General features: G+C 42.3%; 11 protein-coding genes and 1 pseudogene. 2 read left to right on the top strand and 10 right to left on the bottom strand.

Annotated features, from left to right (window positions below):
* Window positions 1-20: 20 nt before the first annotated feature.
* The gene (locus P4S60_RS19875; RefSeq protein WP_337117224.1) at window positions 21-2,201 is read left to right on the top strand and encodes an extracellular catalytic domain type 1 short-chain-length polyhydroxyalkanoate depolymerase; all 2,181 of its coding nucleotides are present in this window, start codon (window positions 21-23) and stop codon (window positions 2,199-2,201) included.
* Window positions 2,202-2,247: 46 nt separating this feature from the next.
* Here the strand turns inward: P4S60_RS19875 and P4S60_RS19870 are convergent, their stop codons facing one another.
* The 4 genes from P4S60_RS19870 to P4S60_RS19855 form a co-directional block, all read right to left on the bottom strand.
* On the bottom strand, window positions 2,248-4,326 hold the full coding sequence (locus P4S60_RS19870) for a TonB-dependent siderophore receptor (RefSeq protein ID WP_337117223.1): 2,079 nt from the start codon (window positions 4,324-4,326) through the stop codon (window positions 2,248-2,250).
* 230 nt (window positions 4,327-4,556) lie between these two features.
* Window positions 4,557-5,414: a DMT family transporter gene (locus P4S60_RS19865; protein ID WP_337117222.1), complete on the bottom strand. Its 858-nt coding sequence runs from the start codon at window positions 5,412-5,414 to the stop codon at window positions 4,557-4,559.
* Between the two features lie 150 nt (window positions 5,415-5,564).
* Complete coding sequence (locus tag P4S60_RS19860; RefSeq protein ID WP_337117221.1) at window positions 5,565-7,136, bottom strand: PepSY-associated TM helix domain-containing protein; 1,572 nt, start codon at window positions 7,134-7,136, stop codon at window positions 5,565-5,567.
* Entirely contained in the window at window positions 7,133-7,423 is a 291-nt protein-coding gene (locus P4S60_RS19855; protein ID WP_337117220.1) for a hypothetical protein, read from the bottom strand. The genes P4S60_RS19860 and P4S60_RS19855 overlap by 4 nt, the downstream gene beginning before the upstream one ends.
* Window positions 7,424-7,867: 444 nt before the next feature.
* Here P4S60_RS19855 and P4S60_RS19850 point away from each other — a divergent pair.
* Window positions 7,868-9,884, top strand: a pseudogene (locus P4S60_RS19850) (TonB-dependent receptor).
* A gap of 31 nt (window positions 9,885-9,915) precedes the next feature.
* On the opposite strand, the gene P4S60_RS19840 reads toward P4S60_RS19850, so the two are convergent.
* From P4S60_RS19840 to P4S60_RS19815, 6 genes are all read right to left on the bottom strand, one after another.
* The gene (locus tag P4S60_RS19840; RefSeq protein WP_337117217.1) at window positions 9,916-10,929 is read right to left on the bottom strand and encodes a methyl-accepting chemotaxis protein; all 1,014 of its coding nucleotides are present in this window, start codon (window positions 10,927-10,929) and stop codon (window positions 9,916-9,918) included.
* Between the two features lie 49 nt (window positions 10,930-10,978).
* A complete protein-coding gene (locus P4S60_RS19835; RefSeq protein ID WP_337117216.1) occupies window positions 10,979-11,590 on the bottom strand; it encodes a hypothetical protein in 612 nt (203 codons plus the stop codon).
* Between the two features lie 159 nt (window positions 11,591-11,749).
* Window positions 11,750-12,736, bottom strand: a complete 987-nt coding sequence (locus P4S60_RS19830) for a Gfo/Idh/MocA family protein (protein ID WP_337117215.1) — start codon at window positions 12,734-12,736, stop codon at window positions 11,750-11,752.
* Window positions 12,737-12,738: 2 nt separating this feature from the next.
* Window positions 12,739-13,539, bottom strand: coding sequence for a class I SAM-dependent methyltransferase (locus tag P4S60_RS19825; protein WP_337117214.1), 801 nt, complete (start codon window positions 13,537-13,539; stop codon window positions 12,739-12,741).
* A 4-nt stretch (window positions 13,540-13,543) separates the two neighbouring features.
* Entirely contained in the window at window positions 13,544-13,915 is a 372-nt protein-coding gene (locus tag P4S60_RS19820; protein WP_188728942.1) for a hypothetical protein, read from the bottom strand.
* A 54-nt stretch (window positions 13,916-13,969) separates the two neighbouring features.
* Window positions 13,970-14,389, bottom strand: coding sequence for a DUF3429 domain-containing protein (locus P4S60_RS19815; protein WP_063701195.1), 420 nt, complete (start codon window positions 14,387-14,389; stop codon window positions 13,970-13,972).
* Window positions 14,390-14,455: the final 66 nt, after the last annotated feature.

The raw sequence follows: 14,455 nt of genomic DNA, 5'->3' as shown, positions 1-14,455 counted from the left end.
AACGACTATAAAGGCGATATATGCAAAAAGTAACACAATTATGTAAACGAAAATCAGCGTCGTTTACTCCACTCGCAGTGCTCTGTGCTGCTATTTTCTCACAGCCAAGTTTTGCAGGGAGTTGGCAGCAAAATGTCAGCATTGGCGGTTTTAATAATGTTCATATTTACACTCCTGATACGCAATCAAGCATAGGCAATGGCCATTCTTTGATGCTGGTATTACATGGCTGCGTACAACCCATTAATAACTACTTAACTGCGAATCTTGAAGATGCAGCCGAAGCCCATGGCATGGTAATAGCCGTTCCTGATGCTATGAATAAAGCAGGTTATAGCTGCTGGTCATATTGGCAAGGAGCAATCAATAGAAGCTCTGGCGATTATAAGAACTTGATTAATTTAGCCAATGCATTAAGTGGTGATGCAGCGCGTAATATTGATCCCAAACAAGTTTATATTGCAGGTTTATCATCTGGAGCCGCAATGGCTGCACAAACGGCTTGTGTAGCGCCTGATGTGTTTGCCGGGGTTGCACCCAGCGCCGGGCCGACCATCGGCACAAGTTCAAGTGGGGCAATTTCGACTTGTGAAACAGTGTCTGAAAACACCTTTGTTTCCCGCTGTGAAAGCTATGCCGGCAGTTATAAAGATCATTTTGCCACACAAATAGCGGTGATTGGTCACGGTACTGCCGATACCACAGTCAATACCTGTTATAACCAGCAAAATGCAGATGGTTTTGCTGCCCTTTATGGGGTTAATCAACTTTCAGGCACGACGACAATAAGTGATGATGCAACGCGTACCGCTGAGCAGTCTCTTTGGCAAGACAATCGGGTTGCTATGCTGTGGTTTAATAATTTGGATCACTCGTGGTCGGGCGGGCAAGGTGCGTCTGGCGATTATGTGGCGGCAAACAGTATTAATTTTGCAACCTATCTCGGTGAGTACTTTGCGGCGAATAATAAACGAGTTGATCGTAATGCAGGCCCTGAAATTAGTAATTTAACTGCCATAGACAGTAATAACCAGCTTACCATTACTGGCAGTGCAATCGACCCAGAAGGCAGTGTAACGAATATTGATATTAACGTGTATAGCCTAGCTGGTGGCGCGGCAAGCTTAATTGAGTCACTCAACGTGCAAGTCGATGCGAATAATAGCTTTAGCGGGGTGACAAGTGTACTCAGCGATGGACTTTATGAAGTGCGTGTCAGTGCCACAGATAATGAAGCGAAACAAGGTGATGAAGCTAATCTTACGGTACGCGTTGGGCCAGAGCCTGCGGCTACAGCACCGCTACTGAGTGATACTTCGGCAAGTGTAAACGGGCAGTGCGCTACAGTAACCGGCACGGTGATTGATGATAATCAAAACTTAGGCACTGTAGTGGTAAGCTTTAGCAATGGTGATGTGACGGCTACAGTGAATGGGCTTGCGTACTTCGCTGAGCAATGCAATCTGGCTGGTGGCAATAATACCGCAGTGATCACCGCAACTGATGATACTGCGCTTACATCAACAGATAGCATTAGTTTTGTTATCGATGCTGGCGTAACAGGCGATTACAATCTTCATATCAACGAAGGCCACATTAGCTGGGGCGAAGGTTATTCTGCCTGTTATTTAGCGTTTGGAACCGCAGCATTTACTATGCGCGAATATTCAGCGGGCACAAATCAATGTCAGTGGATTGCTGATGATGACTCAAGTTGTGCAGGGCCATTACAGGCATGTAAAACCACCACAGAACCGACTAATGACGCAGACAACGACGGTGTGCTCGACGGCGCAGATAATTGCCCGAATGTAGCGAATGCTGATCAAGCCGATAACGATAATGACGGGGTTGGTAATGTGTGTGACAGCACTCCTGATGGTGAAACGAGTGACTCTGACAGCGATGGTGTCAGTGATAGCCTAGATAACTGCCCGCTGGTGGCCAATAGTGATCAACTGGATAGTGATGCAGATGGTGTGGGTGATGCGTGTGACTCAACACCGAATGGTGATTACCAATGCACTGAAACCACCTCAAGCAACTATGCGCATGTGCAAGCAAATCGCGCAACCACGAATGGCTCTTACGCCTATGCGGTGGGTTCAGGTGATAACCTAGGTCTTTATAACACTTTTTATACCAGTACCTTAGCGCAAACTAGTGCTGGGTATTATGAATTAGGTAATTGCCCTAATTAATAGATGTGTGTCGCCCAAACGGGCGACACTTTTTTCTAAACAGCGTTTAGAACTTATAGGTCAGAGTTAGGCTTCCGTTTGTTGGCGCGCCGTAATAACCCACGGTTTGTAAGCTGTTGATATACTGCTCATCAGTAATATTATTAACGTTAGCTTGTACTGCAACTTGGTCATTAATATTCCAACGAGCGAAGGCGTTTAGCAGGGCGTAACTACCTTGCTTAACATTGTAATCAGTGCTTTCGATTTTAGATTGCCAACGGCCATTTAAACCCACAACCACAGCATCTGTTAGTGCATAATCCACTGTTACACCAACAACATCGCGAGGTGCCCATTTATTGGTATCATCACCATTTTCATCTGTAACATCAATATGTGTATAAGATGCGACGATATTCATAGCGTCGGTGATTTTACCTGTGATTTCAAATTCATAGCCTTCTGACTCAATAGACACGCCTTCATAGTAATAAATACCATCTTCAGTGAGGCCTGCGTATTGCGCAAAGTTATCTTGTTCAGCAGTAAAATAGGCAAATGTTGTCATTAGGGCATTATCAAACCAAGAAGCCTTAACACCGGTTTCAAAGTTGGTGCCTTTAGTCGGTGCTAAGTATTGGCCGTTGTAATCAGCTTGCTCTTGCGGCTGATAAATATCTGAGTAACTGGCATATAAGTTTAAATCGTCGTTTAACTTATAGGTAAAACCGACATATGGGCTTGTCTCGCTTTCGTCATTATCGATAGATGCACCGGCATTCATGCCTGAGCGTTCAAATTCAATAGCGTTAAAACCAACTACGGTAAATAGTTTATCAGTAATATTTAACTGAGCAGAGCCGAAGTAACGAGTTAGCTTTTGTTCAATATCTGAATACAGAACCGGCGTTAACCAATCAGGTTCTGGGATCGCATCTAAATCGTACGGGAAAGCAGGAGTTGGTCCATACGCCGGTGTATTTGCAAAATCAAACGGGTGTTGATACATCACATCATCACTTTTAGCGTGGCTTACCCCAAAGCTTGCTTGGTGCTCTTTACCAAACAATTCAAAGGCACCAAATACTTTGATTTCAAATAAATCAGCATCTACTTCACTGTCGTAACGACCCGGCCAACCACTTAGGCCAAGATTGGTGTCTTTATCAATGCTGCCGCTGGCATAAAATAGTTTGTCTTGCTCTTCAAAACCACGGAAGTTGTAGCTCGCTTGAAGCTGCCATGCGTTTGCAAAAACATAGTTGTACTCAACAAATGCAGAGGTGTTAATGGTGTCCCACATTGTCCACTCTTGGGTGGTTGTGTCGCTGACATCCCATTTAGCTTGCGTACCATCTGTGTAGTTATAAACAAGGCCGCCCCAAGTATTGCCATCGGTATCTGCGTCTTGATATGAGTAACCGATAGTAACCGTTGAGTTATCTGTAAGCTGACCATCTACCACCGCAGAGAAAAACTCGCGATTGTTCTCAAGACCATCCAGATATGATTCTTTATCTTCTGCGGCAGCCACAAAACGAGCAGCCCAACTACCTGATTCGGTTAATAATAGTGAGTAGTCAGCTTGTAAACGTTTAAAATCCCATGAGCCAACAGAGACACCGATTTCGCCGCCGTTTTCGTTTTTAGGACGTTTGCGTACATAGTTAAGCGTACCCGATGCATTACCTACACCAGTGAGTAAGCCATTGGCACCACGAATAACTTCAATTTTTTCGTACCCGTATGCTTCCATTGCGCCGGTAACGATACCCCAGTTATTCGGTAAGCCAACCCCATCGATTTGCGTATTCTTAATTTCAAAACCACGTGATGTGTAGTTGGTACGGTTCGTTTCCCATTCTTCAACATTGATACCTGGCGCTAAGCGCAAAGCATCATTAATGTTAAAAGCGGAATAATTTTTTAATTGCTCAGCAGAGATCACACTGATTGATTGCGGCGTTTCATCAATTTCTAGTGCTAAACCTGTCGCGCCTTCACTAATACGGTTTTGTCGAATACCAACAATTTCGATTTTTTCGAGATTAGCCTCTACGTCAGTCGTTTGTTCTGCAAAACTGATTTGAGGATTCAAGGCACAAAGAATAGCGGTTGCAACAGGCAACTGAGTGAATTTCATTTTTATCTCCGCGTGTTATTTAGCAAATTTTATAGGGTTATTGTTTTTAATAAGGAAACAATCGGCAGGTAAGTTATCACAACTGATAATAATTATCATCACCATTCATCGCAAAAGTGATATGTTAATACAAATAAATGTAACTAATTATGTCAAAGAGTTCTGTGTATATGAAAAGGCGAGTTTACTAATTGGGTATGAAAAAGGCGCCCTGAGGCGCCTAGATAATTTTATTTATTATTACTCGACATCGAGCTGCCAACGGACGCGGTTATCACTAGTAAAATAGCTAACCATTGCCACACGCTTAAAAACTCACCTAGGATTATAAAGCCAGCTAATGCTGCAATGGCTGGCTCTAGGCTCATCATAATGCTGAACCCTTGCGCAGGCATATTACGTAGTGCCACCATTTCTAAGGTATAGGGTAGTGCGCTAGACATAATGGCAACTAATAGACCCAGCGGTAACACTTCCCAACTTAATAGTGCAGTGCCTTGTGAAACGCCGCCATAAGGCACAAGTACAATCGCGGCAACGCTCATACCCATAGCAACGGTCATCCCGCCTGAGCCTTGATTTCCGGTTTTTTTGCCAAACAAAATATAAAACGCCCAACAGGCACCCGCCGCAAGGGCTAAAATAACACCTACAGGGTCGAGGCTGTCTTCGCCTTTCATATCGGGTAATAATAAAATTATGCCAGCAATGGCGCAGGCTACCCAAAATAGGTCGCGTTTTTTACGTGACGAAAGCAGAGCAACCGCAAGAGGGCCTGTAAACTCCAGCGCAACACCTATCCCTAACGGGATGCGCTCAATCGCGTAATAAAACAGGATATTCATACCACCCAAACTTAGGCCATAGATGATAATAGGCATGCGCTGTCCCACAGGCGGAAATGCGCGCCATGGCCTAAACACAAGACACAAAATAGCAGCAGAAAAACCCAAGCGCAGTGCGGTTGTGCCTTCAGGGCCAATTAAAGGGAATAATTGCTTAGCAACGGAGGCACCAGATTGAATGGTGACCATCGCAAGAAGCACGCAAATAACAGCAATAAAAAACGGTGGGATGGTGCGCTGCATCACTGTCCTTATGAAAGTTAATACCTTAAGTTTGCGGCGATTTTACTGATGTTTTGTGGGATAAGAAATGTTTTTCGTTAAACAGACACGGATTTTCGATAAAGCAAAATTGCGGGTATCAAATTGCTTTGATACCCATGCTCAAAATGCTTAAATTTGGCTTGCTTGTTGAAAGGCCGGCATGATGGTTTGCGTGGCCTGTTTTTGCTGCTGGCGTTTGGCCATGTTAAAGAATAAAGCGGCAAAAATAGCAGCGACAATATCAACCCAATAGCTTGTGTAAAAAAGCGAATTAACGTTACTTAAAGCAAGTTTTAGCAAGGTTGAGAGCACCATTAATGCACATAGGCCTGCTAGCAAGTAAAGTCCAACAATGGTCGCCTTTTTTACAGGTTTTAAGAAGCTATAAATCACAAAAGCAAAAAAAGCGGCGTAGTAACTGTATAGGGTGGCGTAGTTTGTATTGCTAACAAATGTAGGTAGCCATTTGGCAGCAACGAGTGTGAAGGCAACGGCAATCATCGATCCTAAACAAACGCCAATGGTAAGTTTTGCCATAAACAAGGTACTGCGTTTATTAGCATCTTTTTTAAAGCGTTTGTCTATCCACAGTAAATTACCTGAATAGAATAAGAAGGCGCCAAGTAACCCCATAACGAAATAGCCCCAACGACCCCAGTCTCCCCCATAGGTGCCAAAATGGAGTGAGAAAATACTGGCAACCATGTTACCCCACACTGCACCCTCGCCTTGCGGGTAGCTTGAGTTAACCACTTCTAGTGTGTACGGATTCATAAATAAGTAGTCAGTATCTGGTCCGCGTACTACCGCATTATTGTTACTCATCATAAACACCGCAGAAGGTGAGGCTGAATTTAAATTACTGTAGCGAATATGGATTGGCTCATAGCCGGGGGCATAGTTTTTCGCCGCGAGTACTTGTTCATCAATTCGCGGTAAGTTCTCAATATGAAAACTTTGCGCGGCAGGCGTAGGGCGCTGAAACAGTGGCTTGCCATCATAAAATTGTGCTAAACCACCATAAATAAAGTCATGAAATGCAAACACTACTACGGTAAAAGCAATGACTAAATGAAACGGTAAACTCGCTATACCGACAAGGTTATGGCTATCGAGCCAGAATCGACTAGGCCCTTTTTCTTTTCGCAGTGCAAAAAAGGTTTTAACTAATGTCGGCAGTAAAATAATCACTCCTGAGATCAAAGCTAAAAAATACAAAATACAGGCAATACCAAGAATATAGACCCCTGATTGGTCATGACCAATTTCGCCTATAAAACCAGCTGTACGGTGTAAATAATCAACTAAATCGGCAAGTTCATTTTCGGTTTGTGCGCTGACGTTTAAAGTGCCATCAGCATTTAGGTGTGCGAAGTTGAGTTGTTTATCAAGCTCCATGCCTCGGGCATTGCCTTTGATATACCACGAAAGAGGAGCATCTAGGGTATGTAAATCAAGGTTAAAGCCTTTAGCAAGTTGTTCGCCTCGCTCATTAATTGCCGTATCTACCAGCGTTTGGTAGTCATAATTAGAGCTGGTGATTTTAGGGGCTTGAATAGGTGCTGCCCATTGCTGTATTTCGTGTTTGAACATGGTCAAACTGCCCGCATAAAAACCAATAAACAGCACTAAACCTGCAATTATGCCAGTCCATGTATGTACACCTTGATAGGTGCGAAGAATATCCGATCTGATTTTCATGATGCACTCCTTAGCATAAAAAACACGCCATAAAGCAGCACAGTTAAGCTGCCAAGGACAAGCCACGCTTGCTTTGCTGAGTTGAATAAATAACTAAAACTAAAAATGGTTAGCCAAACAGGTGTGATCATCCACATGTTAAATTGCACTTTATCGCGAGCATCAATGCCTCCTGGGCCATACCAAGCAAAAAAAGCAACGAAAACGAATGAGAGTGCTAGCCCTAAAAATGTACCTGCTAGGGTTTTCCCTAACCAAGTTGGTTGGCGTTTAGATGAGCTTGTCATGAATTATCCTTTTCTTTTCAGCAGGCTAATAAAAGGGATCAGCATCAACATTAGCATCAAACTAAAAATGATATAGAACACGGCCGCTGTGACTGAGTATTGTTGAAAGGCAAGTATTAATGCGCAAACGATTAACGCAATCGAAAGTAATCGCCATTGTTTTTTAATAGGTTTTTTTAAGAATCGCTGCTGCTTTCTAGTGCAGTACACAGTACTGACAGCAAAAACGACAAGCAGGGTAACGGTAAAAATGAGCATAAGATTATAGTTGTAGTTGACGTTAAATCTCATTGTAAATGATAACTAAACTCAATTGCAATATCATTAAGCTTGTGTTAATTTCCTAGCGCTTTTTTATCAAATTCAATTTGTTTAATTCTAATAATCTCTTACGGGGAAAGGACATTGGCTACTGCATTTAAACTTAATTCACTCACCAAAGTTATGCTTGCATCATTACTTGTTACACAAGGCTCAGCATGGGCCGATGACGACCAAAGCAGTCAAAAATCAATGGATACCATTGTTGTTACAGGTGAAAAAACAGAGAAGTCACTTAAAGAGACCATGTCGTCAGTGGCGGTTGTTGATAAGTCTTTACTAGAAGACGGTCAACTTGCTTCTATATCTGAAGCGCTGTCAGAAATGGCGAACGTCGTTGTGTTAACGGGCTCGGTACCAGATATGCGAGGCGTGTCAGGTAATGGTGGTGCAACGGGTTTTAACTCATTTAGTGGTGGTTCCAAAGCCCGTGTTTCAACCTTAATCGATGGTGTAAGCCAACCGTTTGTTGCAGATTTAACCGGTGATACGGGTCTATGGGATGTGGAACAAATTGAAGTTTACCGAGGGCCGCAATCAACCAGTAATGGTCGTAATAGTATTGCGGGTGCTGTTTACATGACAACTAAAGCACCTACTCAAGAATTTGAAGGGGCTGTGCGCGTTGGTTATCGTAACCAAGATAGCTACCTAGATACTGCCGCAGTGGTATCCGGTGCGTTAGTTGAAGATGTATTAGCATTTCGTTTATCAACTCAGTACGTTGATGGCGAAACATTTTCAAATCCGCCGGTATACGAAACAAACCCCACTGTTCGTGAATTAAACAAGTTAAATACCAGTAGCACACGCGCTAAATTACTTTACACACCTAGCGAAGATCTTGCTGTACAGCTAACTTATTCAACTTACAGTGAAGAAGGTAACTCGGGTCGTAAGTACTTTTTAGCGGATGAGCCATTTGATTATGAGCCGCTATATCAACGTATTATGGATACTGAATCTGACACCACGCAAGTGAATGTTGATTACAAAATTAACGATGATTTTTCGTTAGATGTTTTAGTTGCTTACATGGATTACAAATGGGGCTTTGAAGCATACGAGCCACTTGAAAGCGCAGAATCTGACGTATCAATGGATGAAAGTAACATCACTGTCGATACCAAATTGAACTTTGGTATCGACAGTGATTTTTACTCAGGCTTTGTTGGTCTTGCTTATTTTGACCGTGACCAAGACTTTGAAAGTGTCGGTGCAACCAACTATTACGGCGACGATAGCAGTAAATCGACCGCAGTTTATGGTGAAACAAGCTTTAACTTAAGCCGCGAATTAACGTTAACAGCGGGTCTGCGCATTGAGCGTGAAGAACAATTACGTAATTTCAATATGGCATTTCGTGGTGATATGCTCGTTGAGCAACTTGATAATTCACACACTCTGCGTTTACCAAAGCTCGCGATTCAATATGATATTAGCGACGAAACAACGTTATTTGCCAGTGCTCGTCGTGGTTACAATGCCGGGGGCGGCGCACTTGATTTTACTGCTGAAGATTATTACTACTACGATGAAGAAACCGTTAATACTTATGAAATTGGTTCACGCAGACGTAATCAATAATGGTGACATAAATATCAGCGCTAATGTGTTTTACAATAACTTTAACGGTTATCAAGCGCTAAGCTCAGAGCGTAAAATCACTAATATTGAAGATGCTCATAGCTATGGTTTAGAAGTAGAAGCCTACAGCATGCTGGGCGAACAGTGGCAGTTACATGGTGGCTTTGGTTTATTGAAAACTAAAATTGATGAATCATCAGCCTTTCCTGATGCCGTCGGCAATGATTTAAACTCTGCACCGGAGTTAACGGCAAGTTTAGGTCTGTCGCATTGGTTTACCGATAGTCTAAAAGTGAATTTAAGTGCCAATTATGTTGATGAATTTTATGGTGACTTAACAAATACAGAAGAACGCGTTGCAGGTGATTACACCATTACGCGTTTATCGATGACTTACGATACTGAACAATGGTTGATAAGTGCCTTTATCAACAATGCCTTAGATGAAGAGGCGTATACCTCACAGGAACCTGTCAGTGGTCGCTACCCACAAGGCTATGTGGCAGTTGTGAACCCACAAACAATCGGTGCATCTGTTACTTACCGATTTTAAACTAATCGCTAGTCGCTGGTTTACTCAGCGACTAGCTTAATTTAAATCGGTTAATTTGCCCGTTTAAGTTATTCGCCAAGTTAGCCAGCTTACTAGATGAAGATGAGATACTTTGCGTTTGTTGCTGTGATTTACGGCTGGTGTCTTGTACTTCGTTTAAGCGCTGGGCGATTTCTTCTGTCACTTGAGATTGCTGTTCAGATGCAGAAGCAATGGTCATATTGGCCTCAGAAATGGCTTTTGCTTGCACGCTAATTTCATCGAGCATATGGCCCACTTTTTCCGAATTGATCACCGCCTCTTTAATTTGATTATCGCTAGAGCGGATCCTTTGTGTCACTGCATTGGTTGCCGATTGTAATGAGTCAATTTTATCTTGAATTTCAAGGGTGGAGCTTTGTGTACGGCTTGCCAGCGTTCGCACTTCGTCGGCAACAACCGCAAAGCCTCGGCCTTGCTCACCTGCTCTTGCAGCTTCGATTGCGGCATTGAGTGCCAATAAATTAGTTTGTTCGGCAATATTACTGATAACACTTAAAATAACCGTGACTTCATTCACTGAGGCCTCGAGTTGGTTAAGGTCAGTGAGTGATTTGGTTAATGTATCAGCTACAGACTCAACCGAGCTTACCCCTTGTTTTACAACATAAAGGCCTTCTTGGGTTTTTTGATTGGCTGCGGTAGCACTGCTTGCTGCAGCAGCACAGTTCTGAGAGACTTCTTTAACGGCCGTTGAGTTTTCATAGACTGAGCTTGAAATCACCTCAATCGCTTGGCTTTGAATATCATTGAGCGTTTTAGCTTGCTGTGAAATTTCGTCGAGGCTTTTTGCTGCTACTTGGGCCTGCTCTGATTGGTCATGAATTTCTTTAAGAAGCTGAGACAGTTTATCAACCATAATATTAAAGCTGCTCGCAAGCTGGCCTATTTCGTCATCGGCTTTGTGGTCAATATAACGAGACAAGTCTCCTTCAGAAATACGCTTAGCTTCATCAATTAAAGCATGGGTTGCTTTAATTACTTTTTCTCTAATTGCCAGTAACACACTATCAAGGTAGCAATAATAGTGAGGACTAAAACGGTACTAATTAAACTTAAGGTAACCACACGGTCGTGATTGCTTTTAACTTCTGCAGCACTTTTTTCTCAATTGAACTTAAAAATGCTTGTACAGGTTGCTGAATTTTTTCAATTTCTGTCATGTATGCATCATTGGTTAAAAGCGTAATAGCTTGCACCCACTTTTTATGCTCGCTTGCAGTTAAGTTATTTGTATCGCGACCAAGCAAGTCACTCACTAAACTAAATGCTTGTTCTTCTGTTTCAACCAGTTTGAGCGATAAATCATTTGATTTTTGCAACAGGGCTAAATCATCAGCGGCTACATTAAACGCTTTTAGGCGTTGTTCGAAACTTTTCTTTTCGCCGTTAAGCCAAGCTGCTTTGCCTTCAATTTGATCAACAAGCTGGTGGTACTCATCTGCATAGCGAGGGTTTAAGGTCACAACATGCTGACGGGCAAGTTCGGTTAAGTGAATTGAGTTTGCAGCTGAAAGTTTAGCAAGGTGACTGAGCTCATAGCGTTGCTGAGCAGAGTCCATACTTTTATCTTGGCCTGACTGCAAGAAAAGAATAATTAAAAGTAGCCCAGCAGCAAGGGTAATAGTTGCTGCGAAAACGGCTCTGAGTAAAAAGCGAATAGTCAAAGTATTACCCTTCTTATTGAAAGTAAATACTATTAACCATAGTACAAAAATCTAATTTGAATAAAAGTTATGAGAAACTTAATTGCGGGTAATTATTTAAGCTTATGTTGAGTGGCTAAAATGAAAGAGGGCAGTGTTAACTGCCCTTGAATAATGTATTTATTGGTCTGCAGGATACACAACCCCAAGCTGGTCTCGCGCTTCATCAAGCACCGCCATAACTTGTTTTGACAGTGTATGAGTATTAACTGATGACTCAATCTGTCCTGCATTCGCTGCTTGAATAAAGTGGCTTACTTCATGGCGCATAAAGTGTTCATCAAATTGCTCAGAGAGCTCTTCAACCGTGCCATCGTTACCGATATATTGCATACGCTTTAATAAAGAGACTGCTTCGATACGAATACGTCCTTTTTCACCTTGGATTTCAGTAAAGTTATCGCCTTGTGAGATTTTAGAGTAGCTGATCACCGCTTGCTTATCAGCGTAATTTAATAATACGTCACCGGCCCCATCCACACCGGTTTCAAGTAACACACCACTGGCTTTTACACTTTGAGGCGCGCCCCATATTGCGAGTAAAATATACAGCGGATAGATACCTAAATCGACTAATGCACCGTTAGCAAATTCTGGCAAGAAAGTGTTTGGGCGCTCGCCATTTTTATATTTATCGTAACGTGATGAATACTGACTATATTGACCAATGTATTTGCGGGGTGTGCCAATTTTTGTGAGGGCATTTTTTAAGCGAGCGAAGTTTGGTAAATGCGTGGTCATCATCGCTTCCATGTATAAGCGTTGATGCGTTTTTGCCGCTTGAATGATAGCCTCAAGTTCTTTGCTATTAGCAGCCGAAGGCTTTTCGCCTAAAACATGTTTACCGGCTTTTAAACACATTACAGCATAGTCTTTGTGTAAGCTATTTGGTGCAGCAATGTAGACGGCATCGACCAATGGATCTTGGCATACTTGTTCAATGTGGGTGAACACTTTAGCATCTGCAAGGTCGTGTTTAGCAAGAAAAGCCTCGCCAGTTTGCTGCGCTCGTGAGCACACGCCATATAAGGAAAACGCTTCTAGCTGTTTAGCTGCACTCAGTAATGTGTCGCTTATAAAATTGGTACCAACAATGACAAAGTTCATGGTTACTCCTCGTTATTTTGTGCAAGCCATGCTTGCCAATCCTGTTCAAATTTTTCCATTTGTTTGTGCTTTTTGCTTAACACATGTTTGTCTTCATCTTCCTGTGCCATATAAGGGCCTACGCGGCATAATGCACAGTGTTTATCGCCTAAATAAGCGGGTAAAGTCAGCTTAGCAGTAATTTCATTGTCAGTTTTTTCGCTAAATACATAGGTAATGCCGCTGGTGTCTTTAACGTGTTTATCGCGGTCAACATTACGGACTTTATAGCCCGGGAATAAATTAATATCGAATGGCATTTGGCCAAGATAATGGCAGTTTAGCCCTTGATTCAAGCTACCTTCAATATTCCATTCACGATACGGTTTTACATCTTTAGAGGTTATGTAACACAACATCGGGCCATTTTTATCTAATGCAAACTGGCTTGCGTAGTCTAGGTAGCGATGCAACAAGGCTCGGTTTAAAACATTCATACCGCCTTGTTGGGTATTTGCTTTAAATGCTGCTTCACCTTTAAACCCAGGTATAAGTGGAAATTGAAAAATAACCACATCGAAACGAGCGTCGCTTAAGCGTTGCCATGCATCGGGTTTAGTGACATCAAATTCAGTTAAGGTTGTTATATTTAACTGTTGCAGTGAACTAAGCGCATTGTCGCTGTATTTTTGCTCTATGGTATTTGCATCATCATAGGTTGATGCAATCAGCATGGCGGGTTTTAAATGGCGAGCTAAGGCCAAAGAAAAAGATAAGTCACCATCGCCCACCGTTAAGATGCGCCAACTAGGGTCTAAAAACATACGCTTATTTGCCTTGTTCAGGCTGTTCTTCGATGGTTATTTCAGGGCAAAGCGCTAAGCGCGTTTTGAGTCCTTCGATGGCAATTTGCTTGATGAGCAAGTTAAAGCTTATTAGCACTGCAAAGGCTATATGTATAGGTCCGTGGGTCAATCCAGCATCGGCATCAAACAGCATTAAGCCAAACAACAAAAATAGTGTTGCCAAGAAGATTTCAATCAGTTGATTCGAATAAAAAGTTAAGCCACCTTGTTTTTTATGGTCTTTTTTTATTTGAATGGAACAGAAAAACGGGATCACTTTCACTTTGAAGTGAGCATTCTTCTCGACGTAATTTTCGCCAAGGTGATCTAGTTTAGCGCGAAGTTGATCTATCATAGCAAGTCCTTAAAAAACTGAGCCGCGGATGTTACCGCAATCGCGATAAAAGGGCTACTCAGGATAGATACTCATGCCAATTACAAAAATATGGCATACAAACACCACAGACGTTAAAACGAAACGCATTTTTTGATAATCAATATGATAGGTTTGCCACTGTGGTGAGCTTTTTTCGAATAACAGCACTAACCAAAAACTTGCAGCGAGCCAAGCGAGAGTCCAGGTTGTTGGCAAAAAACTTAAAAAGCCAATCGGTAAGATAGGAATAATCGCTTTAATGGCATCAGCATGGGTTTGCTGGCCCGCATGCCATAAGTTACCAGCCATAAACGCCAAAATGGCGATACTATAAAAAGTGAAAAAGTCTAAGTTGACGGCATTACTGCCAGCAATGAGTGGCCAGCCAACGCAGCCTAAAAACGGCAGTAAACCTAAGTAACCGAGTTGAATGTGATTAATAAACTTTTCCATAATGACCTTTAAACCGCTTAAATTAAAAAGCATACCTAACGGTATGCTTTAATTACTGTCTCACTG

This window comes from Pseudoalteromonas sp. Hal040 (assembly GCF_037162425.1).
Classification (GTDB): Bacteria; Pseudomonadota; Gammaproteobacteria; order Enterobacterales; family Alteromonadaceae; genus Pseudoalteromonas; species Pseudoalteromonas gelatinilytica.
Note: the sequence above shows the minus strand (reverse complement) of the source record. Positions and strands in the feature narration are given on the sequence as shown.

Bases quoted from the DNA above. Each gene is read 5' to 3' on its own strand.
- P4S60_RS19875 (WP_337117224.1), top strand. From the start codon at position 21: ATGCAAAAAGTAACACAATTATGTAAACGAAAATCAGCGTCGTTTACT.
- P4S60_RS19870 (WP_337117223.1), bottom strand. From the start codon at position 4,326: ATGAAATTCACTCAGTTGCCTGTTGCAACCGCTATTCTTTGTGCCTTG.
- P4S60_RS19865 (WP_337117222.1), bottom strand. From the start codon at position 5,414: ATGCAGCGCACCATCCCACCGTTTTTTATTGCTGTTATTTGCGTGCTT.
- P4S60_RS19860 (WP_337117221.1), bottom strand. From the start codon at position 7,136: ATGAAAATCAGATCGGATATTCTTCGCACCTATCAAGGTGTACATACA.
- P4S60_RS19855 (WP_337117220.1), bottom strand. From the start codon at position 7,423: ATGACAAGCTCATCTAAACGCCAACCAACTTGGTTAGGGAAAACCCTA.
- P4S60_RS19830 (WP_337117215.1), bottom strand. From the start codon at position 12,736: ATGAACTTTGTCATTGTTGGTACCAATTTTATAAGCGACACATTACTG.
- P4S60_RS19825 (WP_337117214.1), bottom strand. From the start codon at position 13,539: ATGTTTTTAGACCCTAGTTGGCGCATCTTAACGGTGGGCGATGGTGAC.
- P4S60_RS19820 (WP_188728942.1), bottom strand. From the start codon at position 13,915: ATGATAGATCAACTTCGCGCTAAACTAGATCACCTTGGCGAAAATTAC.
- P4S60_RS19815 (WP_063701195.1), bottom strand. From the start codon at position 14,389: ATGGAAAAGTTTATTAATCACATTCAACTCGGTTACTTAGGTTTACTG.